This is a genomic window from Streptomyces sp. B5E4, from assembly GCF_039871555.1.
Lineage (GTDB): Bacteria > Actinomycetota > Actinomycetes > Streptomycetales > Streptomycetaceae > Streptomyces.
Genome location: NZ_JBDPMI010000050.1, coordinates 1 through 23,907, shown reverse-complemented (window position 1 = coordinate 23,907; position 23,907 = coordinate 1). Strand labels below are relative to the sequence as shown.

The following is a 23,907-nucleotide window of genomic DNA, read 5'->3' as shown; positions in this document are numbered from 1 at the left end:
AGAGACCGGGGCCGGTGGCTCAGACGGGCCGGGCCGGGTTCGCCGCTTCCCCCACGCCGGCCGTAGCCGCCGCCGGGCTGCCCAGGGCCGCCGCCCTCGCCTCGGCCGACGCCCGGCGCAACGCCAGCCGGCCGCGGTGTGCCGTGCGCAGCGCGTCGTAGGTGAGCAGGGCCAGCGCCAGCCACACCAGCAGGAAGCCCGCCCAGCGCTCCGCCGGCATCGACTCGCGGAAGTACAGGACTCCCAGGGCGAACTGCAGGGTCGGCGCCAGGTACTGCATCAGGCCGATGGTCGACAGCGGCAGCCGGACCGCCGCCGCGCCGAAGCAGATCAGGGGGAACGCCGTGATCACACCGCAGCTCGCGAGGAGCAGCGCGTGGCCGACGCCCTCGGTGTGGAACGTCGAGTCGCCGCGGGCGCCCAGGACCAGCATGAACACCAGCGCCGGCAGGAACTGCACCGCCGTCTCCGCGGCGAAGGACTCGATGCCCTCCAGCCCGATCCGCTTCTTGATCAGACCGTACGTCCCGAAGGAGAAGGCCAGCACCAGGGCGATCCAGGGCAGCCGCCCGTAGCCCACCGTCAGCACGACGACCGCCGCCGCGCCGACCGCCACCGCGATCCACTGCAGCGCGCGCAGCCGCTCCCGCAGCAGCAGCACGCCGAAGGCGATGCTCACGAGGGGGTTGATGAAGTAGCCGAGGGCCGCCTCGACGACGTGTCCGGAGTTGACGGCCCAGATGTAGACGAACCAGTTGACCGTGATCGTCGCCGCCGCCCCCGTGACCAGCGCGAGCCGTCGCGGCTCGCGCAGCAGCGGCCGGATCCAGGCCCAGCGGCGCAGCACCAGCAGGAGCAGCACGCACGCGACCAGCGACCACACCATCCGGTTGGCCAGGATCTCCGCGGGGCTCGCGGGCTCCAGCAGGGGCCAGAAGAGCGGGATGACGCCCCAACTGCCGTACGCGGCGAAGCCGTAGAGCAGCCCGAGCCGGGCCTCGCTCGCCGCGCGCGCCGGTGCTTCACCTGATGACCCCACGGCCGCCCTCCCGTTCCGCTGCCCGCACGGCGTGCGCCGTGTCGACGGTAGCGGGCGGGAGAGCCCGTTGTCATATCTGTATCAGCATTTGGGTCCTTACGGCTGTCGCGTCGCCGAGGCCGCCGCGAGCCCCGCCGCGACCGCCTCGGCCAGGGGCGTCGCCGGCCGGCCGAGGAGCCGGGACAGCTCGCCCGGGGTACCGGCCGGCAGCCCGCGGGAGATCGCCGCGTCGACGTCGACCAGCACGTCGGCCATCGCCTCCGGCAGCCCGGCGCCGAGCAGGACCGCTGCCGGAGGGCACGATGCGGTTCAGCGCGCTGCGGCGGATCGGCGGGGTGAGCGAGAAGATGCTCGCGCAGACCCTGCAGACCCTGGAGCGCGACGGCCTCGTGCTGCGCGAGGCGAGGCCCGTCGTCCCGCCGCACGTGGAGTACTCGCTGACCCCGCTCGGCGAGCAGGCGGCCCTGCGGGTACGGCCGTTGGCGATCCGGGCGAACGACAGCGGGCCCGCGGTGACCGCGGCGCGGGAGGGGTACGACGAAGCCCGGGCCCGAGTGCTCGGGCCCGGGCCCGGGTCGTATCGGCCGGGGACCGGCGGTCGCGGGACCGTCAGACCGCGGCGGGCGGCCGGCTCAGCCGAGCACCGTCCAGGTGTCGCCCCCCGCGAGCAGCCCCGCGAGGTCGCCCTTGCCCTTCTGCTGCACCGCGTCGTCGAGCTGCTCCGCCATCTCCGTGTCGTACACCTGCCGGTTCACGTCCCGCAGAATGCCGATCGGCGTGTGGTGGAGCGTGTTCGGGTCGGCCAGCCGGGAGAGCGCGAACGCCGTCGTCGGGGTGGCGGCGTGGGCGTCGTGGACGAGGATGTCCGCCTCGTTCGAAGGCGTCACCTCCACGATCTCCAGGTCGCCCGTGGCCGGGTTCCGCACGACGCCCTTGTGGTCGTCCGCGCCGAAGCGGATCGGCTGCCCGTGCTGCAGCCGGATCACCGCCTCCTGCGCCTGCTCGCGGTCCTTCAGCACCTCGAAGGCGTTGTCGTTGAAGATGTTGCAGTTCTGGTAGATCTCGATCAGCGCCGTGCCCGGGTGGGCCGCCGCCGCGCGCAGCGTCTCGGTGAGGTGCTTGCGGTCCGAGTCGACCGTACGGGCGACGAAGGACGCCTCCGCGCCCAGCGCCAGCGAGACCGGGTTGAACGGCGCGTCCAGCGAGCCCATCGGGGTCGACTTGGTGACCTTGCCGACCTCGGAGGTCGGCGAGTACTGCCCCTTGGTCAGGCCGTAGATCCGGTTGTTGAAGAGCAGGATCTTGAGGTTGACGTTGCGGCGGAGCGCGTGGATCAGGTGGTTGCCGCCGATGGACAGCGCGTCGCCGTCGCCGGTGACGACCCAGACCGACAGGTCGCGCCGGGTGCTGGAGAGGCCCGTGGCGATCGCCGGAGCGCGGCCGTGGATGGAGTGCATCCCGTAGGTGTTCATGTAGTACGGGAAGCGGGACGAGCAGCCGATGCCGGAGACGAAGACGATGTTCTCCTTGGCCAGGCCCAGCTCCGGCATGAACCCCTGGACGGCGGCGAGGACGGCGTAGTCGCCGCAGCCGGGGCACCAGCGCACTTCCTGGTCCGTCTTGAAGTCCTTCATGGACTGCTTGGCTTCGGCCTTGGGGATCAGCGAAAGGGTGTCGATCGCCGGTCCCTCAGCGGTCGTCTCAGCCATTGTCGATGGCCTCCTTGAGAGCGGTGGCGAGCTGCTCGGCCTTGAACGGCATGCCGTTGACCTGGTTGTAGGAGAAGGCGTCCACGAGGTACCTGGCGCGGATCAGGGTCGCGAGCTGGCCGAGGTTCATCTCGGGGACGACGACCTTGTCGTACCCGGCCAGCACCTCGCCGAGGTTGCCCGGGAACGGGTTGAGGTAGCGCAGATGGGCCTGCGCGACGTGGTCGCCGGCGCGGCGCACGCGGCGTACGGCCGCGGTGATGGGCCCGTACGTCGAGCCCCAGCCCAGCACCAGCGTGCGCGCTCGTTCTCCCGAGGGTCCTTCCGGGTCGTCGACCTCGATGTCGGGCACCTCGATGCCGTCGACCTTCGCCTGGCGGGTGCGCACCATCAGGTCGTGGTTGGACGGCGAGTACGAGATGTTGCCCGAGCCGTCCTCCTTCTCGATGCCGCCGATGCGGTGCTCCAGGCCCGGCGTGCCGGGGATCGCCCACGGCCGGGCGAGGGTCTGCGGGTCGCGCTTGTACGGCCAGAAGACCTCGGTGCCGTCGTCCATGGTGTGGTTCGTCTTGGTGGCGAACTGCACCCGCAGGTCCGGCAGCTCGTCGACCTCCGGGATCCGCCAGGGCTCGGAGCCGTTGGCGAGGTAGCCGTCGGAGAGCAGCATCACCGGCGTGCGGTACGTCAGCGCGATACGGGCCGCGTCCAGGGCCGCCGTGAAGCAGTCGGACGGCGTGGCCGGCGCCACGATCGGCACCGGCGCCTCGCCGTTGCGCCCGTACATCGCCTGCAGCAGGTCCGCCTGCTCGGTCTTGGTGGGCAGCCCGGTGGAGGGGCCGCCGCGCTGGATGTCCACGATCAGCAGCGGCAGTTCCAGCGACACGGCCAGGCCCACGGTCTCGGCCTTCAGCGCGACGCCGGGGCCCGAGGTGGTCGTCACGCCCAGCGCGCCGCCGAAGGCGGCGCCGAGTGCGGCGCCGATGCCGGCGATCTCGTCCTCGGCCTGGAAGGTGCGGACGCCGAAGTTCTTGTGGCGGCTCAGCTCGTGCAGGATGTCGGAGGCCGGCGTGATCGGGTACGAGCCGAGGAACAGCGGCAGGTCCGCCTGCTGCCCCGCGGCGATCAGGCCGTACGCCAGCGCCAGGTTCCCCGAGATCGAGCGGTACGTGCCGGCGGGGAACGCGGACTGGGCCGGGGCGACCTCGTACGAGACGGCGAAGTCCTCCGTCGTCTCGCCGAAGTTCCACCCCGCCCGGAAGGCGGCGATGTTGGCCTCGGCGATGTCGGGCTTCTTCGCGAACTTGGTCCGCAGGAACTCGATCGTGCCCTCGGTGGGGCGGTGGTACATCCAGCTCAGCAGGCCGAGGGCGAACATGTTCTTGGAGCGTCCGGCGTCCTTGCGGGACAGCCCGAACTCCTTCAGCGCCTCGACCGTGAGCGTGGTCAGCGGCACCTCGTGCACGCTGTACCCGTCGAGGGAGCCGTCCTCCAGAGGGCTCGCCTCGTAGCCCACCTTGGCCATCGCGCGCTTGTTGAACTCGTCGGTGTTGACGATCACCTCGGCGCCGCGCGGGACGTCGCCGATGTTCGCCTTCAGGGCGGCCGGGTTCATCGCCACCAGCACGTTGGGCGCATCGCCCGGGGTGAGGATGTCGTGGTCGGCGAAGTGCACCTGGAAACTGGAAACCCCCGGCAGCGTGCCTGCGGGGGCGCGGATCTCGGCGGGGAAGTTCGGGAGCGTCGACAGGTCGTTGCCGAACGACGCCGTCTCCGAGGTGAAGCGGTCCCCGGTCAGTTGCATCCCGTCTCCGGAGTCACCGGCGAACCGGATGATCACCCGGTCCAGGCGCCTGACCTCTTTGCTGTTGACCTCGCTGGTCACCTTCGTGGACCTCCCTCGCGGCGGCCGCTCGGGAACGGGATTCCGACCGCCTGACCCAGTGACCATCGTACGCGGGTTAGGCATGCCTTCCTGAGCCCGTCCGTAAACTGGACGGTGGCGAGACGTCGGGTTATATCCGCTTTTGTCGCTATCTAGTGTTCCTCTTGACCCCATCCGCCGGTGTGACAATCCCTTGTCACCGGGGCGGGCCGCCGGGGCGCGGGGCGGTCAGGAGTTGAGGTACGTGAGGACCGCGAGCACCCGGCGGTGATCTCCCTCACTCGGCGCCAGCCCGAGCTTCATGAAGATGTTGCTGACGTGCTTCTCCACTGCGCCGTCGCTCACGACGAGCTGCCCGGCGATCGCGGAGTTCGTCCGGCCCTCGGCCATCAGGCCCAGGACCTCGCGCTCCCGCGGGGTCAGCCCGGCCAGCACGTCCTGCTTGCGGCTGCGGCCCAGGAGCTGGGCGACGACCTCCGGGTCGAGCGCCGTGCCGCCCTCGGCGACGCGGACGACGGCGTCGACGAACTCGCGGACCTCGGCGACCCGGTCCTTCAGCAGATACCCGACGCCGCGGCTGGAGCCGGCGATCAGCTCGGTGGCGTACTGCTCCTCGACGTACTGCGAGAGCACCAGCACGCCGACGTCCGGATGCTCGCGCCGCAGTTGGACGGCCGCGCGGACCCCCTCGTCGGTGTGCGTCGGCGGCATCCGTACGTCGGCGACGACGACGTCGGGCGCGCTGCCCTCGGCGGCCAGGTCCCCGACCGTCTTGACCAGCGCGACGCCGTCGCCGACACCGGCGACGACCTCGTGGCCCCGGTCGGTGAGCAGCCGGGTGAGCCCCTCCCGGAGCAGCACCGAATCCTCGGCGATGACCACCCGCACGCTGTCCTCCACCGTTGCCTGCCCCCCATACGAAGATGTGTAGACCTCCAGCATCCCAGGATTCCGCGGCGGGGGAGGTGCCGGTGGCGGATAACGGCAGGTAAAGGGTGGCCGTGGAGCCGAGTCGGCCGTACGGGGACGGGGCCGGCCCGCGGGCCGGCCCCGTCCCCGTGACCTTGCTCACGCCCGCCAGGGCAGCTCCGCCGTGACCACCGTCGGACCGCCGGGCGGGGAGTCGACGACCAGCAGCCCGTCCACCGAGCCCAGCCGCTCCGCCAGCCCCGAGAGCCCCGAGCCCGCGTCCAGCCGCGCGCCGCCGCTGCCGTCGTCCGTCACCTGGATCATCAGCCGGCCGTCCGCCCGCCACAGGTCGATCATGGCCCGGCTCGCGCCGCTGTGCTTGCTGATGTTCTGCAGCAGCTCGGAGGTCGTGTAGTACGCGATGCCCTCGATCGACTGCGCCGGCCGCTCCAGCAGGTCCACCGTCACCGACACCGGGACCGTGCAGCGGGCGGCGACCGCCGACAGCGCCGGGCCCAGGCCACGGTCGGTGAGGATCGCCGGGTGGATGCCGCGGGCCAGATCGCGCAGCTCCTGGAGCGCGAGCTTCACCTCGCCGTGCGCCTCGTCGACCATCGCGGCCGCCGCCTCCGGGTCCTCCAGCAGCTTCTCCTTCGCCAGCCCCAGGTCCATCGCCAGCGCCACCAGCCGGGCCTGCGCGCCGTCGTGCAGGTCGCGCTCGATGCGCCGCAGGTCCGCCGCCGCCGTGTCCACCACGACCCCGCGGTCCGTCTCCAGCTCCTGCACCCGGGTCGCCAGCTTCGACGGGCCCAGCAGCCCGATGACCATGGCCCGGTCCACGTACGACAGGCTGCGCACCACCCACGGCGAGGCGAGCAGGAACACCGCGCCGACGCCGACCGCGAAGAGCTGCTCCAGGGGCGAGTCCAGGTACCAGCCGTCGCCGTCGGCGTTCCCGTACACCTGGAGCCCGTCCTGGCCCCAGTGCGCCGGGAAGACCCACTGCCACAGCGGGTAGGTGACCATGGACCAGCTCCAGAACATCACGGCCACCGAGATGCTGAAGGAGCACACGGCCCAGAACATGTGCAGCAGCCCGTAGAGCATCGTCCGCCACGACTCGCCGCTGCGGAACAGCGACCCGACCCAGCCCATGAACCCCGACGCCCGCCGGCGCAGCGGCTCGGGGTCGTCGACGTGCAGGCCCAGCAGCAGCCGCGCGCGGGTCCGCTCGAAGTAGCCCATGCCGCGGCAGCCGGCCAGCATCCCGGCGAGCACCGGGACGCCGAGGAACGTGATCAGCAGACCCAGGCCGAGCGACAGCATCGTGATCGTGTAGACGAAGAACACGATCGACACCGGCAGGCTGAGCAGGTGGTAGAGGAACTCGCGCCAGGTGCGTGCCTCGAAGGGGGCACGCAGGGCGAGGGGAAGCCGCGGGCGGCGGGCCTCGGGTGCGTACGCGGTGCTGTCCATCGTCGGAAGTCCTTCTGCCGGAGCGCTGGTGACGGGTCTGTCGAGCTTGTGCCTCCAGCCTCCCCGGCGGGGGCGCCGCGGGCCATGGAGCAGGTCGGTCTGTCGGTACGGGGGAAAACCCCACCCCGGGGGCTATCCGCGGGTCTGCTGCGGCTGCGCCTGGGACTCGCGGTTGCGCCAGGGGAGTTCGGCGGTGACGACCGTGGGACCGCCGCTCGGCGACTCCACGACCAGCAGCCCGTCCACCGAGCCCAGCCGCTCCGTCAGCCCCGACAGACCCGTGCCGCCGTCCAGCCGGGCGCCGCCCTTCCCGTCGTCGGTGACCTGCACCATGATGCGCCCCTCCGCCCGCCACACGTCGGCGCTCGCGGTCTTGGCACCGCTGTGCTTGCTGATGTTCTGCAGCAACTCGGAGACCGTGTAGTACGCGATGCCCTCGATGGCCTGCGCGGGGCGGTCCTTGAGGTCGACGGTCACCGAGACGGGCACCGTGCAGCGGGCGGCGACGGCCGACAGCGCCGGGCCGAGGCCGCGGTCCGTGAGGATCGCCGGGTGGATGCCGCGGGCGAGGTCGCGCAGCTCCTCCAGGGCGAGCTTCACCTCGCCGTGCGCCTCGCCGACCATCTCGGCGGCGGCCTCCGGGTCCTCCAGCAGCTTCTCCTTCGCCAGACCCAGCCCCATGGCCAGGGCCACGAGCCGGGCCTGCGCGCCGTCGTGCAGGTCGCGCTCGATGCGCCGCAGGTCCGCCGCCGCCGTGTCGACCACGACGCCGCGGTTCTCCTCCAGCTCCTTGATGCGCCGCTCCAGCGGGTCCGAAGGACCCAGCAGCCCGCGCACCATCGCCCGGTCCACCTCCGTCAGCCCGCGCGCCAGCCACGGCAGCAGCGGCCACAGGACGAACAGCGAGCTGATCGTCAGGGCGAACGTGAGGACCCCCCACGGCAGCCGCATCACGCTGTACAGCGTCGTCCGCCACCCGACGGGGTCCTTCAGCGTCGCCCACAGCCACGGCAGGAAGCCTCCGTACGTGCTCCGCCGGATCGGCGTCGGCGCCTCGACGTGCACGCCGAGCAGCGCCCGCGCCCGTGCGCGCTCCCACGAACCGATCCCGCGGGCGCCGGCGAGGCCCGCGGCCAGCAGCGGCAGGCCGATCACGGTGATCGACAGCAGCGCGCCGGCGTAGAGCCAGATCGAGACGTAGGTGAAGGCGAAGATCGCCATGGGGAGGTTCACCAGCAGGTGCACGATCTCAAGCCAGGTCGTGCCGCTGAGCGGCGGGCGCGGTGGGGGCAGCGGCTTGTCGTCGCTCGGCTTGGCCGGCGGCTCCGCACCAGGGCGGCTGTGGGTCATCCTCCCAGGGTGCCGCGCCGGGGCACGGGGGCGCCATGGGGGGTGTACCGGGGAACGTACGGGGGTTAACCCCACCCTTTGCGGAGAAGCCTCCGTTTCGGGGCCTCCGGCGGGTGCGGGGCCCCGTCTGCGGCGTCCGCGCCGCCCGCGGCTCGCAGGAAGTGGCGTACACGGGATGGCCACAGCCCGCGGGGCAGGGCCTACACTCCTTGCCCGTACAGATCGATGTCCTGACCGAACGCGCACGGGTCAGCCAGCCACAGCAGTCAGGAGCGAAGCGGACGTGCCGGACATGCTCGCCGCCGACGCCGTTGCCGCCGGGTACTTCGACGGCTACGGGGTGGTCGGCCTCGTCGCCGTGCTGGGCCTGCTCTTCGTCGGGGTCGCCTTCGGCGGCGCCCGGCTGCTGCGGCCCGCGGTACCGACACCGGAGAAGCTGCTGACGTACGAGTGCGGGGTGGACCCGGTCGGGGAGGGCTGGGCGCACACGCAGGTCCGCTACTACGTGTACGCCTTCCTGTACGTGATCTTCGCGGTCGACGTCATCTTCCTCTTCCCCTGGGCGACGGTCTTCGCGGCGCCGGGGTACGGGGCGGTGACGCTCGTGGAGATGTTCATCTTCCTCGGCTTCCTCGCCGTGGGCCTGCTGTACGCCTGGAAGAAGGGCGTCCTGGAATGGACGTGAACCCCGCCGCCGAGCCCGCGCGGAGTGAGCCCGTGCAGAAACTGGGCGTCCTCCAGCGGCTGGCACCCCAGCCGATGAAGGTCGTGCTCAACTGGGGCCGCCGCTACAGCCTGTGGGTCTTCAACTTCGGCCTCGCCTGCTGCGCGATCGAGTTCATCGCCGCGTCGATGGCCCGGCACGACTTCATCCGCCTCGGCGTCATCCCGTTCGCCCCCGGCCCGCGGCAGGCGGACCTGATGGTGGTGTCCGGCACGGTGACCGACAAGATGGCGCCGTCGGTCAAGCGGCTGTACGAGCAGATGCCGGAGCCGAAGTACGTGATCTCCTTCGGCGCGTGCTCCAACTGCGGCGGGCCGTACTGGGACTCGTACGCGGTGACGAAGGGCGTGGACCAGATCATCCCGGTGGACGTGTACGTGCCGGGGTGCCCGCCGCGGCCGGAGGCGCTGCTGCAGGGGATCCTGAAGCTCCAGGAGAAGATCGCGCGCGAGTCGCTGGAGGAGCGGTACGGGAACGGGGCGGCCGGGGCCGGAGCGTCGGTGGGAGCGCTGACAAGCGGGCTGGTGAAGCCGCCGGAGGACGGCAGATGACGGAGCAGGGGGAGGGCTGGCTCCCGCGGCGCGCCGCGGAGTTGTTCGGCCCAAAGGCGGTGGCGAAGGAGGCGTACGACGTCCTGACGGTCGACGTACCGCCGACCGCCTGGACCGCAGCGCTGCAGACGGCGCGCGACGAGCTGGGCTGCACGTTCTTCGACTGGCTCAGCGCCGTCGACGAACCGGCAGAGGGCTTCCGCATCGCCGCCCACGTCGTCGCGGTCGGCACCCCGCCGCGCCGGCTGCTGCTCCGCACGACGGTGCCGCACGCGGCCCCGGCGCTGGCGACGGCGACGGGTGTCTACGCGGGGGCGGCGTGGCACGAACGCGAGACGCACGAGATGTTCGGCGTCGACTTCCCGGGCCACCCGCACCTGGCGCGGCTGCTGCTGCCGGAGGAGTTCGAGGGCCACCCGCTGCGGAAGGACTTCGTCCTGGCGGCGCGGGTGGCGAAGGCCTGGCCGGGCGCGAAGGAGCCGGGCGAATCCCACGCGGGCGGCCCGAAGCGCCGCCAGATGCAGCCCCCGGGCGTCCCTGACCCCAACGACTGGGGCCCCCAGAAGGGCACCCTCCCCCCACCGCCCACCCGCCCCGCCCGCCGCGGCGGGCCGAGAGCGGACGCCCCGGCCCGCCGCACCCGCTCGGCGAGCACCGGCTCGGCGTCGCAGCGGAGTGCCGGTGCGGCGCCCGCAGGCGAGGGTCCGGTGACCCGGCCGGACGAAGCGCGCGACCGCCCGACGGGCGCGGAGGCGGAGTCCGCGCAAGCGCCCCCCGCCGCAGGCGCCGCGCCCCCCGGCGAAGAGAAGACGGGCCGCCCGGCCCGCGCCGCCCGCCGCGGGCGCTCGGCAAGCGAGGGCTCGGCATCGCACCGGGCCCCCGGCGGCGGCCCCGCCGCAGGGGACGCACCGGCGGGGACCTCGCCGGACGCAGCCTCGGCCCCCGCCGTAGCCGGTGCCGGCCGCCCGGCCCGCGGCGCGCGGCGCGCGCGCTCGGCGAGTGAGGGTTCGGCGTCGCAGCGGGGAGCCGACGAGGGGGCCGCGTCCCGGTCCCGCGAGACGGACGACGGCGACGACGCCGGTGGTACGGGGGCTGCCGACGGCCCGTCGGGCGGCCCCGCGCGCGGGGCTCCCGGCGACGCCGGGGCCGGGCGCCCGCCCCGCGGTGCGCGCCGCGCGCGTTCGGCGAGTGAGGGTTCCGCTTCGCAGCGGGCCGCCGGCGGCGGGCCCGCCGCCGCGGGCGGGGAGCCGCGCTCCCGTACCCGTACGCCCGATGCCCCCTGGCAACGCCCCCGGCCCGACGACGAGTCGACCCCGCCCGACAGGCCCGCCCCGGGCGAAGGCATGCCGCCCGCCGAGCCCACCGGGGGTGCCCCGCCGGCGACCGAGCCGCCCGCCGCAGGCGATCCCTCCTCATCCTCGGAGCCCGCCGCCGGCGCATCCGCGCCGCCCGAACCCGCCGGCGGCAGCACCCCCTCCACCGGGCCCGCCGCTGGCGAGCCCGCGTCCGAGGACTCCGGCCCGGACGACGACGCTCCGCCCCGCGAGGCGCGCGAAGGCGGTGACGCGCCGTGAACGACGTGCTCGAAATCCTGCTCACCCTGCTCGGCGTGCTCGTCGTCTTTCTGCTCTTCCCCCTCGTCGTCGGGCAGACCGAGCACAAGGTCATGGCCCACATGCAGGGCCGCGTGGGCCCCATGTACGCCGGCGGCTTCCACGGCTGGGCGCAACTCGTCGCCGACGGCGTCAAGTTCGTACAGAAAGAAGACGTCGTCCCCGCCGGCGCCGACCGCCGGGTCTTCCAGCTTGCCCCCGCCGTCGCCCTCCTGCCCTACCTCATCGTCCTCGTCGCCATCCCCTTCGCCCCGGACGGCGGCGTCGGCGAGGCACTGGACGCCGGGATCTTCTTCGTCCTGGCCGTCATGGGCGTCGGCGTCCTCGGGTCCCTCATGGGCGGCTGGGCGTCCGCCAACAAGTACTCGCTCCTCGGCGGCCTCCGTACCGCCGCCCAGCTTCTCGCCTACGAGCTGCCCATGCTGCTCGCCGCCGCCTCCGTCGCCATGGCCGCCGGGACGGTCTCGCTCGTCGGGATCGTCGACGGGTTCGAGTGGTGGTGGCTGCCGTGGCAGCTCGTCGGCGGCGTGGTGTTCTTCACCGCCGGTCTCGCCGAGCTGCAACGCCCGCCGTTCGACGCCCCCGTCGCCGACTCGGAGATCATCTTCGGCGCGTACACCGAGTACTCCGGCCTGCGCTTCGCGCTGTTCCTGCTCGCCGAGTACGCCGGCATCGTCGTCCTCAGCGCGCTGACCGCCGTGCTCTTCCTCGGCGGCTGGCACGGCCCGTACGCCGACGGGCTCGGCTGGCTCTGGACGCTGCTGAAGACCGGGATCCTCGCCTTCGCCGTGATCTGGCTGCGCGTCACGTACCCGAGGCTGCGCGAGGACCAGATCCAGCGCTTCGCCTGGACGACCCTCATCCCGCTCGCCCTCGCGCAGATCGCGCTGACCGGCATCGTGAAGGTGGTGATCTGACCGGTGAAGGGGCTCGCCAAGGGGCTTGCGGTCACGCTGCGTACGATGACGCGGCGCTCGCACACCGCGCACTATCCCGACACCCTGCCCGCGCTGCCGCCGCGCAGCCGCGGCGTCATCGCGCTGTTCGAGGAGAACTGCACGGTCTGCATGCTGTGCGCCCGTGAGTGCCCGGACTGGTGCATCTACATCGACTCGCACAAGGAGACTGCGCCGCCGGCCGCCCCCGGCGGGCGTGAGCGCAGCCGCAACGTGCTCGACCGCTTCGCGATCGACTTCGCGCTGTGCATGTACTGCGGGATCTGCATCGAAGTCTGCCCGTTCGACGCGCTTTTCTGGTCGCCGGAGTTCGAGTACGCGGAGACCGACATCCATGAGCTGACCCACGAGCGCGACCGGCTGCGGGACTGGATGTGGACCGTGCCGGTCCCGCCCGCGCCGGACCCGGCGGGGGAGGAGCCGAAGGAACTGGGCGCGGCGCGTCAAGCGGTGGAGAAGGCGGAGGCGGCGGAACAGGCGGCGGCGGAGGCCGCGCGGGTACGGGACGCGGGGGAGCCCGCGGCCGGGGAGGGCGACGACGCATGACCCTCGCCGCCGAGACCCACGGCTTCCTGTCGCCCACCGGCGTCGAGATCGTCTTCCTCCTCACCGGCCTGGTGACCCTCGGCGCCGCCGTGATCACCGTGACCACGCGGCAGTTGGTGCACGCCGCGCTGTGGCTGGTGGTCGCGCTCGGCGGGCTGGCGGTCGAGTACCTGCTGCTGACGGCCGAGTTCGTCGCCTGGGTGCAGGTGCTGATCTACGTCGGCTCCGTGGTTGTGCTGCTGCTCTTCGGGCTGATGCTGACCCGCGCGCCGATAGGCCGCTCGCCGGACGCCGACTCGGGCAACCGGTGGGTGGCGCTGGGCGTGGCGGGGGCGGCGGCGGTGCTGCTGGTGACGCTGGTGGTGGACGCGTTCCGTACGACGTGGATCGACCTGGACGAGCCCAAGGGCACCACCGACCTGCTGGGGGCGAGCGTCTTCCGGCACTGGGTGCTGCCCTTCGAGGCGCTGTCGGTGCTGCTGCTGGCCGCGCTGGTGGGGGCGATCGTGCTGTCGCGCAAGAACGGTGGGCAGGCCGACGAGGACGCCGCCGAGTCAGCCGAGGCCGCCGACGGCAGCGGGGAGGGCTGATGCATCTCGCGTATCCGGCGGTGCTGGCGGTGCTGCTGTTCTGCGTCGGCCTCTACGGCGTGCTGGCGCGGCGCAACGCCATCCTGGTGCTGATGTCCGTCGAGCTGATGCTCAACGCCGTCAACCTCAACCTCGTCGCCTTCGACGTCGCGTTCCGCGACGTCCTGCGCTCCGGGCAGTCGTTCACGCTGTTCATCATCGCGCTGGCCGCGGCCGAGATCGGCATCGGGCTGGCCATCGTGCTGATGGTGTACCGCAACCGGGGCACCTCGGCCGTCGACCGGCTGCGCGACCTCGCCGACACCGACGCGGGCGGCACCGGCGGCGGGGCGGCGGACGCGGCGGACGACGCAGCAGCGGACGCGGCGGAAGGCGCCGCCGCCGGCGACGAGTCCGGGACCGCGTCGAAGAAGGCCGAGGCCACCGCGTGACCACCTCCACCCTCGCCGTACTCGTCCCCCTCCTGCCGTTCCTCGGCGCCGTCGCCGGCCTGCTCCTCGGCCGCCGCTCACCGGGCATGGTGCAGCCGCTGGCCGTGCTGCCGACCGTGACCGCCGCCGTGCTCGCCGCCGTCGTCGCGGCGCGGCAGGGCGGCGACGAGCCGGTGACCGCCGCCACCGAGCTGACCCCGACCGGCTCCGTGCCCATCGACCTGGCGCTGCACCTCGACGGCATGGCGGTGCTCGTCGCCGTGCTCGTCGGCGTCGTCGCCTCGTGCGTGCAGATCTACTCCACCGGCTATCTGCGCGACGACCCGCGCTACTCCTCGTACGCCGCCCTCGTCTCCCTCTTCACCGCCGCGATGTTCCTCGTCGTCTACTCCGGCGACCTGATGGTGCTGCTGGTCGGCTGGGAGATCATGGGCATCTGCTCGTACTTCCTCGTCGGCCACTACTGGGACACGGAGGTGGCGCGCTCCGCCTCGCTCAAGGCGTTCCTGGTCACCAAGCTCGGCGACGTCCCCTTTCTCTTCGGCATCTTCGCGCTCGCCTCCGAGGCCGGTACGTTCCGGATCAACGGCATCCTGACCGCGGCCGTCTCCGGCGACGGCCTCGCGCACCCCACGCTCATCGCGCTGCTGCTGCTCGCCGGGGTCGCGGGCAAGTCCGCGCAGTTCCCGCTGCACACCTGGCTGCCCGACGCGATGGCGGGCCCCACGCCCGTCTCCGCGCTGATCCACGCGGCGACGATGGTCGCGGCCGGCGTCTACGTCGTCGCCCGGCTGCTGCCCGTCTTCGCCGCCTCGGCCGCCGCGCTGGTGGTGCTGGCGGTGCTGGCCGCCGTCACGATGGTCGGCTCGGCGCTCGCCGCGCTCGCGCAGGACGACATCAAACGCGTGCTCGCGTACTCGACCGTCGGACAGCTCGGCTACATGACCGGCGCGCTGGCCGTGGGCTCCCGGGACGCCGCCGTCTTCCACCTCCTCTCGCACGGCGCCTTCAAGGCGCTGCTCTTCCTCGCCGCCGGCGTCGTCATCCACGCCGCCGGCACCAACTCACTGGCCGCGATGGCCCGGATGGGCGGCCTGCGCAAGCGGGTGCCGGACGCCTACTGGACGATGACCGCCGCCCTCCTGGCCCTCGCCGCCATCCCGCCCTTCGCCGGCTTCTTCTCCAAGGAAGCCGTCCTCGGTGCCGCGGAACACGCCGTGACGGGCGACGCGGAGGGCATCCCCGCCGCCGCGGCCTGGACCGTCCTGGTCGCCGGGCTCGCCGCCGCGCTGCTCACCGCCGCGTACGCCGCCCGGCTGTGGCTGCTCTCCTTCCACGGCCGCGGCGAACCCGCCCCCGACCACGGCCCGCAGCCGGTCGTCATGAACGCCGTGCTGTGGCTGCTGCTCGTGCCCACCATGGCGTTCGGGCTGACCGTCTGGACGCTCCCGGACTGGCTCGGCGACCACGCCCTCACCCCGACGCTCGCCACCGCCGTCCTCGGTACGGGGCTGGCGCTCGTCGGCGTGACGGCGACGTACGCGGCGTGGAAGCAGACCGCCGGGATCGCCGCCCGCGTCCCCGCCGGCGCGGTGACGGCACACCCCGACGCCGAGCCGGCGCTCACCGAGGTGGAGGCGGAGGCCACGCACGAGACGGTGTACGGCAGCCCGTCGGACGAGGGCTCCGCCGCGTCGGGCGCCGCCCCCGACGGCACCGCCACGGACCCCGGCCGGATACTGCTCGGCCCCGTCCTCTACCGGCACGCCGGCCGCGGCTTCCACGTCGACGCCCTGTACGCCGCGTGCTTCGTCCGCCCGGTACGGGCCGCGGCCCGGCTGGTCCGCTTCCTGGACCGGGAGGTCGTCGACACGTACGTACGCGGTGCGGGCACCGCGCCACGGCTGCTCGGCGCCGCGGTCCGCCGCGCGCAGACCGGCAACGTGCAGAGCTACCTCAGCGCGCTGCTCGGCGGCGCACTCGTCCTGGCCGTCGCGGTCGTCGTCGCCACCACATCGGTCACGGGAGGCTGACGCCGCATGGACACCGGCACGCCCGCACGCCACCCCGGCACCCGCCCGGCCGCGCACCGCCACGGAAACAGCCCGGCCGCGCACCGCCCGACGGCCCCGGCGCCCGCCCCCGGTACGTCCGTGCGCCGACCGGGCAGCCGCCCGGACCGTTCCCGTCCCCTGCCCCGGCCGTCCTCCGAAGCCGCGGAGGTCACCCGCGTATGAACCACACCGCGATGCAGCTCGTCCTCGCCGCCATCGTCGTCCTCCCCCTTCTCGGCGCCCTGGCCGCTCTCTTCCCCCCGCCGCCCGGCCTCAAGGGCAAGAGCCCCGACCAGGCCGTGCTGCGCCACGGCGTCACCGTCACCGGCGCCGTGTTCGTCCTGTCCGTCGTCCTGGCCGCCGGCTTCGACTACGACGACGCCGGCACCATGCAGGCCGACTCCGACGTCAGTTGGATCCCCGCCCTCGGAATCCGGCTGCACCTCGGCGTCGACGGCGTATCGCTCCCCCTTCTCGTCCTCACCGCGCTGCTGACCTTCCTCTGCGCGGTCTACGGCTACTTCGTCATGCCCGCCGGGCCGTCACCCCGGGCGTTCGTCGCGCTGCTGCTCGTCCTCGAAGGCGGGATGCTCGCCACCTTCGCCGTCCTCAACCTGCTGCTGTTCTTCCTGGCGTTCGAGATGGTGCTCATCCCGATGTACTTCCTCATCGCCCGCTGGGGCGGCGCCGGACGGACCGCCGCCGCCTGGAAGTTCATCCTCTACACGCTGCTCGGCTCGGTCGTGATGCTCCTCGGCCTCCTCCTCGTCGGGTTCCAGGGCGGCACTTTCGACATGGTGGCACTCGCCACTGACAACGGCGCCGAGCTGAGCCGCACCACGCAGCTCATCGCGGTCCTCGCCATCGGCATCGGCCTCGCCGTGAAGACCCCGATGTGGCCGCTGCACAGCTGGCTCCCCGACGCCCACACCGCCGCCCCCACCGTCGGCTCGGTCCTGCTCGCCGGCGTGCTGCTGAAGATGGGCACGTACGGGTTCGTGCGCGTCCTGCTGCCCATCGCCCCCGACGGCATGGAGACGTACGCGCCCTACCTCGCCGCCTTCGGCGTCACCGGCATCCTCTACGGCTCCCTCGCCTGCCTCGCCCTCGTCCGTACCGGAGCACGCGGCGACCTCAAGCGGCTCATCGCGTACTCCTCCGTCGGCCACATGGGCTTCGTGCTCCTCGGCATCTCCACGCTGACCCCCACCGGCGTCAACGGCGCGCTCTTCGCCAACATCGCCCACGGCCTCATCACCGGCCTGCTCTTCTTCCTCGTCGGCGCCCTCAAGGAGCGCACCGGCACCACCGATCTCGACGCCCTCGCCGGCCGCACCGGCGCGGCCCTCTACGGCAGCGCCCCGCGCCTGGGCGCGCTGCTCGCGTTCGGCGCGGTCGCCTCGCTGGGGCTGCCGGGGCTCGCGGGCTTCTGGGGCGAGATGCTGGCGATGTTCGCCGCCTTCGACCCGGCCGCCGGGCTCTCGCGTCCCGCGTACCTGGTCTTCATGGCCGTCGCCGGCTTCGGCACCCTGCTCACCGCCGCGTACCTCCTGCTCGTCGTACGCCGCGTCTGCATGGGCGACAGAACGGCGGGGGAGCGGCCGGCCTTCGGGGACGTACGCCGCTACGAGATCGCCGCCTGGAGCCCGCTCGTCACGCTCACCGTCCTCGCAGGGCTCTGGCCCGCCGCACTCCTCGGCCTGACCGACCCGGCCGTGCAGAAGCTCCTCGCGGGAGGAAGCTGATGACGTACGCACCCGCCGCCGCACTCCCGGCCGGAGGGACCGCGGACACGGTCCTCGCGAAGTCCGTCGTCCAGTCCGTCGACTGGCTCGCCGTCGCGCCGCCCACGATCGTCGCCGTGGCCGCCGTCGCGCTGCTGGTCGCCGACCTCTTCGTACCCGAGCGCGCGAAGCATCTCCTCGGCTGGGGCGCGGTCGCCGCCCTCGCCGTCTCCCTGCTCGCGCTCCTGCCGCTCCTCGACGGCGACCGCAGCACCTTCTGCCTCACCGACGATCCCGGCGTCTGCAGCTACACCGCCGACCGCTTCGCGCTCGTCGTGCAGTTGCTGGTGCTCGCGGGCGCGCTGCTCGCCGCGCTGCTGTCCGTGCACGACGTGCGCGCGACGAAGCTGCCCGCGGGCGAGTTCTGGTTCCTGCTGCTGGCCTCGGTCGCGGGCGCCGCCCTGCTGCCCGCCGCCCGCGACCTGGCCACGCTCGTGATCGCCCTGGAGGTCGCCTCGCTGCCGGCCTTCGCGCTGGTCGGCCTGCGCCGCGGGGACCGGCTGTCGTCCGAGGCGGCGCTGAAGTTCTTCCTCTCCTCCGTCACCGCGACCGCCGTCATGCTCCTCGGCATCAGCTTCGTCTACGCCGCCGGGGGCAGCCTGCACCTGGCGCGGCTGGCCGACGGGCTCGCGACGGCGCCTGAGCGACTGGAGACGCTGGCGGCGGCGGGGGTGGTGCTGACGCTGGTCGGGTTCGCCTTCAAGACGGCGGCGGTGCCGTTCCACTTCTGGGTGCCCGACACGTACGTCGGCGCACCGATCCCGGTCGCCGCGTATCTGTCGGTCGTCGGCAAGGCGGTGGGCTTCAGCGGGCTGATCCTCGTCACCGTCGTGGCCTTCCCCGCGTACGACGAGGTGTGGGGCCCGGCGATCGCGGTCCTGGCGGCACTGACGATGACCGCGGGCAACGTCGCCGCCCTGCGCCAGCGCCTCGACGCCCCGCACAGCGCGGTCCGGCTGCTGGCCTGGTCGTCGGTGGCGCAGGCCGGCTACCTGCTGGTCCCGATCGCCGCCGCGGCCTACGCCGACGAACCGGAGCGCGCGGTGGGCTCCACGCTCTCGTACGCCCTGATGTACGCGGTCGTGAACCTCGGCGCCTTCGCGGTGGTCGCCGCGGTGGCCGCGAAGGGCGGCCGCGGCGGCCGGGTCACCGACTACCGGGGCCTGGCGGCCACACGGCTGCCGGTCGCGCTGGCGCTGGCGTTCTTCCTGATCAACCTCGCGGGGCTGCCGCCGGGGATCATCGGCCTGTTCGCGAAGGTGACGGTCCTGGGCGCCGCGGTGGACGCGGGGCTCGGGTGGCTGGCGGTGGTCATGGCGGCGAACGTGGTGGTGGGGTTGTACTACTACCTGCAGTGGACGGCGCTGCTGTTCCGCCCGGCCCCGTCGGCGGACGGAAGTCCCACCCCGGTACGTACCACCCTGACCGCCCCGCTGCGCGGTGCCATCGGCCTGACGGCGGCGCTCGGCGTCGCGCTCTCGGGCGCCCCGCAGCTCGTACTCCGCTTCGCGGGCGAAGCCCTGCTGTAACGCCGCCTCACCCGCCCGGCTCACGGGGAATCTGCGCTGACCAGGGAACTTGCCCGGCGGGTCGCGCGTTCTGTGCGTGGGAGGGGTCCACTGGAGGGAGACGGCCGACACTAGCGGCGGCAGGCTTTGGAGGGCACATTGTGCACCGGTCGAACAACGGGCTGAAGACAGCCGCGCTCCTCGGCGGCATGTCAGCGCTGATCTTGCTCATCGGCAGCATTTTCGGCCGTACGGGCTTGATCATCGCGCTCGTCGTGGCCATCGGCACCAACGCGTACGCGTACTGGAACAGCGACAAGATGGCCCTGCGCGCGATGCGCGCCCGCCCGGTCAGCGAGATCGAGGCGCCGAATCTGTACCGCATCGTGCGCGAGCTCTCCAACGAGGCCCGCCAGCCGATGCCCCGGCTCTACATCTCGCCCACGCAGGCGCCGAACGCCTTCGCCACCGGCCGCGACCCGCGCAACGCGGCGGTCTGCGTCACCGAGGGCATCCTGCAGATCCTCGACGAGCGCGAGCTGCGCGGCGTCCTGGGGCACGAGCTGATGCACGTCTACAACCGGGACATCCTCATCTCGTCGATCGCGGGCGCGCTCGCGTCGGTGGTGATGTTCCTGGTGAACTTCGCCTGGCTGATCCCGAGCGGCGACCGCAACGGCAACGGCCCGGGCCCGTTCGGCATGCTCCTGGTCCTCTTCCTGGGCCCGGTGGCGGCGAGCATCATCAGGCTCGCGGTCAGCCGCTCGCGCGAGTACGAGGCGGACCAGACCGGCGCCCGGCTCACCGGCGACCCGCTGGCCCTGGCGAGCGCCCTGCGGAAGCTCGACGCGGGGACGAAGCAGCTCCCGCTGCCGCCGGAGCCGCGGATCGAGACGGCGAGCCACATGATGATCGCCAACCCGTTCCGGCGGGGATCGGGCAATATGTCGCGCCTGTTCTCGACGCACCCGCCGATGGCGGAACGTATCGCCCGGCTGGAGCGCATGGCGGGCCGGGACCTGGGCCACTGACGGGCTGCTGCTCTGTGGCCCTGTCGCGTGTCGCCTGTCGGCCGGGTGGGTTAGCGTAGGACCCATGTCAGGTGCTTCTGGAGCCGGCTGCGCCGGTGTGACGAGGACGTCCCGCTAGCGGCGGGACGTACGTCACCTTTTCGCCCGCAGGTGCGCGTCTGCGTTCCTGTGGGCCCGTAGACAAGCTCGTACAGTTCCGTCGCTTCGTGATCGACCGGAGCGGCCTCTTGTGCTGCCCGGAACTCGTCTTCCGAGCAACGGAGCTTCCAGGTGTTCTCAGGCATTCCTTCCGCGCGCGCGGACTCCGCGTCCCCGGTGCGGTCATGGCTGGTGCTGTGCTGCATGGCCGTGCTGCAGTTCCTCATCGCGGTCGACGTGACCGTCGTCAACGTCGCCCTGCCGTCGATCGGCGCCGACTTCGGGGCGAACGACCGCCAACTGACGTGGGTGGTCGTCGGATACACCATCACCGGCGGCGGGCTGCTCATGCTCGGCGGCCGGCTGGGCGACGTCCTGGGCCGGCGCCGCGTGCTGCTGTCCGGCACGGCGCTCTTCGGCCTCGCGTCGCTGCTGGCGGGACTGGCGCCGTCGTTCGCCTGGCTCGTGGCGGCGCGGCTCCTCCAGGGCGCCGGCGAGGCGATCGCGCTGCCGGCGGCGATGGCGGTGGTCGTGCTGATGTTCCCGGAGGGACCGCGGCGGTCCCGGGCGCTGAGCGTCTGGGGGGCGGTGGCCAGTTGCGGGCTGGTTCTGGGGTTCGTGCTCTCCGGAGTGATCACGGAGCTGTTCGGATGGCGGTGGATCTTCCTCGTGTCCGTCCCGTTCATCCTGGTCGTCCTCGCGGCGACGCTCCTCCTCGTACCGGCGGACCCGCCGGCCCGCCGCACCCCGGCGGACCTGCCCGGCTCGCTGCTGCTGACCGCGGCACCGCTGCTGTTCGCGGTCGGCGTGGTGGAGGCGGGGGAGGAGGGCGGCAGGGGGTCGTGGCTGCCGCCGGTGTCCCTGGCGGGCGCGGCGCTCGCGGCGGTCGCGTTCGCCACGGTGGAACGCCGCTCGGCGAACCCCCTCGTACCACTCGGCTTCTTCCGCAACGGCCCGCGGGTGAGGGCGAATCTGGCGACGGCGCTGCTGAGCGCGGCGCTGTCGACGTCGTTCCTGCTGTTCACGTACTACCTGCAGGAGTACCGGGGCCTCCGCCCGCTGGAGGCGGGGCTGATGATGCTGCCGCTGGCGTTCACGCTGATCGGGGCGTCGGTGCTCGTGCCCCGGGTGCTGGGCCGCTGGGGGGCGAGGATGTGCGCGCTGACGGGGATCGGGCTGACGGGGCTGGCGTTGGCGGTGCTGGGGTTCGTGACCCACGTCGAGGGGGGCGCGCCGGCGATGATCCCGGCGATGCTGCTCATCGCGGCGGGGCTGGGGTTCGGCATCATCGGCCTGCAGTACGCGGCGGTGAGCGGGGTGACGGAGGACGACGCGGGGATCGCCTCGGGCGTCCAGCGGGCGGCGGACCAACTGGGGGGCGCCACGGGGGTCACGCTGTACGTGGGGGTGGGATTCGCACCGGGGTTGGGGGATGCGAACCCGTTTGTGACGAGCAGCGTGCTGGCGGTCGGAGGGCTGGTGGCGGCGGGGGCTGTGGCTTGGCGGATGGGGGCGGGTGGGGCGTTGCGGTAGGGGGTGGGTTGCCGGCGGTGGGGCGGGGGTTGCCGGTGTGAGGGTTGCTGGGTGCGGGTTTGCGGGGCGCCGTTCCCGGTGGACCACGCGCTCGGTGGACCACGCGCTCGGTCGACCCCGTGCCCGGTCGACCCCGTGCCCGGTCGACCACGCGCTCGGTCGACCACGCGCTCGGGCATCCGCTACGGGGTGGGATCCACGCTGGAGCGGATGGGGCTACGGGGAGGGATCCACGCCGCGGCTGCCGCAGCCCGCCATCTCCGCCATCTCCGCCATCTCCGCCATCTCCGCCATCTCCGCCATCTCCCCTCACGCCCGCCCAAGGGTATGCGGCTGGTCTGACAGCGCGGGGGTCACCGGCGCTGTGAGCTGGGCTAACGGTTGCGGGGCTCGGGTACGGGGGTGCGGTGTCGGGGTGGCGGTGGTGCGTGGGGCGTGCCGGTGCACGGGGGGTCCGCGAAGGAGAAGGGGCGTCGTTGGGGGCCCCCGGGGGGCCCGTAAAAGACCGGCGGCTATGGGTGGCCCGCAGGGAGGGGGCGCCCTCCGCTGGGACTACGGACGCGGTGCCCGGCGAACGGGGCCGGGACGCCTGGAGTTGGGCTTGCCCCGCTTGCGGGGCACCCCGTCGGACGGGGGGCGGAACCCCGGGCCGGGGCGGGCTCCGTCGCGGATGTCCCCGGGTGCGCGAGGTCCGGCGCCGGGGTGTGCGTGGTGCCGGGCGGCGTCGGGGTTGAGGTCGGGGGTGTTCGTGGGGTGGGCCGGGTGCGTGGCTGAGGTGTGTGGAGCATGGGAGGGGGGCGGCCCCGGGCCGTGCGCTGGTGAAGGCGTCGTACGTGGCTGGCGTGATCCTTTGTCCGCGGGGTGGTCCGCCTTCGGGGGAGGGGAGCGGCATCGGGGTGCCGGCGCGGCGCCGGCCGGGCGGCGTAGTTCGGCGTCGGCCGGCCGGTGCATGCGTGTCGATGGGCAGAAGTCGGCCTCCGGGGCCCGATTCGGGCCGGATCCAGGAGTGTTACCGCGAGTTACGACACAATCTGTCCGCCCGGGAGCCGCGAGCAGCGGTGGCGGGTCTCGTCGAGGGCTGGGGGCGCGCCGATGGGAGAAAGTCCGCCCGAGAGGGCGATTTGCCCCGGTTTGGAGAGGGGGTTACCGCGGGTTCGTCTCGGTGGCGTTCGTTCGGCCGGCGGTCGGCGCCCGTGGGGTTGGGTGGTGCGTCCCCGTGGGCGAAAGTCGGGTCGTGCGGGTGATTCGGGTGGTTATCTGAGGCCGGTTGCCGAGAGTTTGTCCCGGCGGAATGCGCCGAGGCGTTCTCGGTGGCGGTGGGTTGGGCTGGGAGGTGTTGGGTGCGTGTCGGTGGGCAGAAGTCGGTTGCCGTGGGTGCTTTCGTCGGATTTGCGGGTGCTGTGCGGTCGAAATCGTACCGATGGCGTCCACGCGCCAGGGCCGGTGGCCGCTGGCCGTGTTCGGGAGGCTTCGCTTGGCGGACGTCGGCTCGGGGTGGGTTTCTTGCGGTGGTTCTGGAGAGGGCTGCCGCGAGTTCGTGTCGGTCGTGCCGGGCCGGGGCGGCGGCTGGCAGCCAGCGGGCTGCGGCAACAGGCCCGGCACGGTGCCGGTGGGTGCGCGGCACGGTGTGGTGGAAGGTGTTGCGTTTCGGGTGTGGGGGCGGAACCGCGCGCCTGGTACGACGGTCGAGGCAGGGGCCGTTGCCGGTCCCCCGGAGGCGGCCTGCTTTCGAGGGGGGCCAATGCTCCAAACCCACGTCGAGGCAGCTCGCGTACAAGCCGGGGAACCCCGACACCGTCTCCGGACCAGGGCAACGTCCGCCAGTGGGCTCCCCCCTCGCAGGGCAGCCGCCCCCGTAGGCGCAGCCGCCCGCGTTCGCGCCGCCCCGCCTCGGGCTGCGCCCCGGTCGCCCCGCCCCCGCTCGCCGAGCTACCCCGCTCCGCCGTCCGTCCCCCGGTGGGCCGTCTCCACTTCGTACGCGGCGTCAACAGCGCCGAACCCCCGAACCCTCGAACCCCCGCACCCCCGCACCCGCCAAGCCCACGGCCACGTCCCCCCCCCCACCCCCCCGACCCGTGCCCCC

18 protein-coding genes and 2 pseudogenes are annotated in these 23,907 nt (G+C 73.0%); 13 read left to right on the top strand and 7 right to left on the bottom strand.

What is annotated here, in order from left to right; translation table 11 throughout:
- Window positions 1–19: 19 nt before the first annotated feature.
- Together rarD and ABGA99_RS35210 are read right to left on the bottom strand one after the other, a co-directional pair.
- Window positions 20–1,039: an EamA family transporter RarD gene (rarD, locus tag ABGA99_RS35215; RefSeq protein ID WP_347584216.1), complete on the bottom strand. Its 1,020-nt coding sequence runs from the start codon at window positions 1,037–1,039 to the stop codon at window positions 20–22.
- A 96-nt stretch (window positions 1,040–1,135) separates the two neighbouring features.
- Window positions 1,136–1,324, bottom strand: a pseudogene (locus tag ABGA99_RS35210) (KR domain-containing protein); the annotation flags it as partial.
- A gap of 8 nt (window positions 1,325–1,332) precedes the next feature.
- Between ABGA99_RS35210 and ABGA99_RS35205 the strand changes: the two are divergent.
- A pseudogene (locus tag ABGA99_RS35205) lies at window positions 1,333–1,590 on the top strand (helix-turn-helix domain-containing protein); the annotation flags it as partial.
- 81 nt (window positions 1,591–1,671) lie between these two features.
- On the opposite strand, the gene ABGA99_RS35200 reads toward ABGA99_RS35205, so the two are convergent.
- The 5 genes from ABGA99_RS35200 to ABGA99_RS35180 form a co-directional block, all read right to left on the bottom strand.
- Window positions 1,672–2,748, bottom strand: coding sequence for a 2-oxoacid:ferredoxin oxidoreductase subunit beta (locus ABGA99_RS35200; protein ID WP_347581660.1), 1,077 nt, complete (start codon window positions 2,746–2,748; stop codon window positions 1,672–1,674).
- Window positions 2,741–4,630, bottom strand: coding sequence for a 2-oxoacid:acceptor oxidoreductase subunit alpha (locus tag ABGA99_RS35195; RefSeq protein WP_347581659.1), 1,890 nt, complete (start codon window positions 4,628–4,630; stop codon window positions 2,741–2,743). Before ABGA99_RS35195 ends, ABGA99_RS35200 begins: the two co-directional genes overlap by 8 nt.
- 228 nt (window positions 4,631–4,858) lie before the next feature.
- A complete protein-coding gene (locus ABGA99_RS35190; protein ID WP_047020276.1) occupies window positions 4,859–5,518 on the bottom strand; it encodes a response regulator transcription factor in 660 nt (219 codons plus the stop codon).
- Window positions 5,519–5,698: 180 nt separating this feature from the next.
- The gene (locus tag ABGA99_RS35185) at window positions 5,699–7,015 is read right to left on the bottom strand and encodes a sensor domain-containing protein (RefSeq protein WP_347581658.1); all 1,317 of its coding nucleotides are present in this window, start codon (window positions 7,013–7,015) and stop codon (window positions 5,699–5,701) included.
- A gap of 132 nt (window positions 7,016–7,147) precedes the next feature.
- Entirely contained in the window at window positions 7,148–8,365 is a 1,218-nt protein-coding gene (locus ABGA99_RS35180) for a sensor domain-containing protein (RefSeq protein ID WP_347581657.1), read from the bottom strand.
- A gap of 292 nt (window positions 8,366–8,657) precedes the next feature.
- Here ABGA99_RS35180 and ABGA99_RS35175 point away from each other — a divergent pair, with 292 nt between their 5' ends.
- The 12 genes from ABGA99_RS35175 (at window position 8,658) to ABGA99_RS35120 (ending at window position 21,824) form a co-directional block, all read left to right on the top strand.
- Window positions 8,658–9,050, top strand: a complete 393-nt coding sequence (locus ABGA99_RS35175; RefSeq protein ID WP_347581671.1) for an NADH-quinone oxidoreductase subunit A — start codon at window positions 8,658–8,660, stop codon at window positions 9,048–9,050.
- On the top strand, window positions 9,041–9,640 hold the full coding sequence (locus ABGA99_RS35170; protein WP_347581656.1) for an NADH-quinone oxidoreductase subunit B family protein: 600 nt from the start codon (window positions 9,041–9,043) through the stop codon (window positions 9,638–9,640). Before ABGA99_RS35175 ends, ABGA99_RS35170 begins: the two co-directional genes overlap by 10 nt.
- Entirely contained in the window at window positions 9,637–11,214 is a 1,578-nt protein-coding gene (locus tag ABGA99_RS35165; RefSeq protein WP_347584215.1) for an NADH-quinone oxidoreductase subunit C, read from the top strand. Before ABGA99_RS35170 ends, ABGA99_RS35165 begins: the two co-directional genes overlap by 4 nt.
- Window positions 11,211–12,170, top strand: coding sequence for a complex I subunit 1 family protein (locus ABGA99_RS35160; protein WP_347581654.1), 960 nt, complete (start codon window positions 11,211–11,213; stop codon window positions 12,168–12,170). The genes ABGA99_RS35165 and ABGA99_RS35160 overlap by 4 nt, the downstream gene beginning before the upstream one ends.
- Window positions 12,171–12,215: 45 nt before the next feature.
- Window positions 12,216–12,755 carry a 4Fe-4S binding protein gene (locus tag ABGA99_RS35155; RefSeq protein ID WP_347581653.1) on the top strand — a complete coding sequence of 180 codons (540 nt, stop codon included), beginning with the start codon at window positions 12,216–12,218 and terminating at the stop codon, window positions 12,753–12,755.
- The gene (locus tag ABGA99_RS35150) at window positions 12,752–13,345 is read left to right on the top strand and encodes an NADH-quinone oxidoreductase subunit J (protein ID WP_347581652.1); all 594 of its coding nucleotides are present in this window, start codon (window positions 12,752–12,754) and stop codon (window positions 13,343–13,345) included. The genes ABGA99_RS35155 and ABGA99_RS35150 overlap by 4 nt, the downstream gene beginning before the upstream one ends.
- Window positions 13,345–13,776 carry an NADH-quinone oxidoreductase subunit NuoK gene (gene nuoK, locus ABGA99_RS35145; protein ID WP_347581651.1) on the top strand — a complete coding sequence of 144 codons (432 nt, stop codon included), beginning with the start codon at window positions 13,345–13,347 and terminating at the stop codon, window positions 13,774–13,776. The genes ABGA99_RS35150 and nuoK overlap by 1 nt, the downstream gene beginning before the upstream one ends.
- Window positions 13,773–15,809 carry an NADH-quinone oxidoreductase subunit L gene (locus ABGA99_RS35140; protein WP_347581650.1) on the top strand — a complete coding sequence of 679 codons (2,037 nt, stop codon included), beginning with the start codon at window positions 13,773–13,775 and terminating at the stop codon, window positions 15,807–15,809. Before nuoK ends, ABGA99_RS35140 begins: the two co-directional genes overlap by 4 nt.
- A gap of 200 nt (window positions 15,810–16,009) precedes the next feature.
- Window positions 16,010–17,575: an NADH-quinone oxidoreductase subunit M gene (locus tag ABGA99_RS35135; RefSeq protein WP_347581649.1), complete on the top strand. Its 1,566-nt coding sequence runs from the start codon at window positions 16,010–16,012 to the stop codon at window positions 17,573–17,575.
- Window positions 17,575–19,143, top strand: a complete 1,569-nt coding sequence (locus tag ABGA99_RS35130) for an NADH-quinone oxidoreductase subunit N (RefSeq protein WP_347581648.1) — start codon at window positions 17,575–17,577, stop codon at window positions 19,141–19,143. Before ABGA99_RS35135 ends, ABGA99_RS35130 begins: the two co-directional genes overlap by 1 nt.
- Window positions 19,144–19,283: 140 nt before the next feature.
- A complete protein-coding gene (gene htpX, locus ABGA99_RS35125) occupies window positions 19,284–20,153 on the top strand; it encodes a zinc metalloprotease HtpX (RefSeq protein ID WP_347581647.1) in 870 nt (289 codons plus the stop codon).
- A 342-nt stretch (window positions 20,154–20,495) separates the two neighbouring features.
- Entirely contained in the window at window positions 20,496–21,824 is a 1,329-nt protein-coding gene (locus ABGA99_RS35120) for an MFS transporter (RefSeq protein WP_347581670.1), read from the top strand.
- Window positions 21,825–23,907: the final 2,083 nt, after the last annotated feature.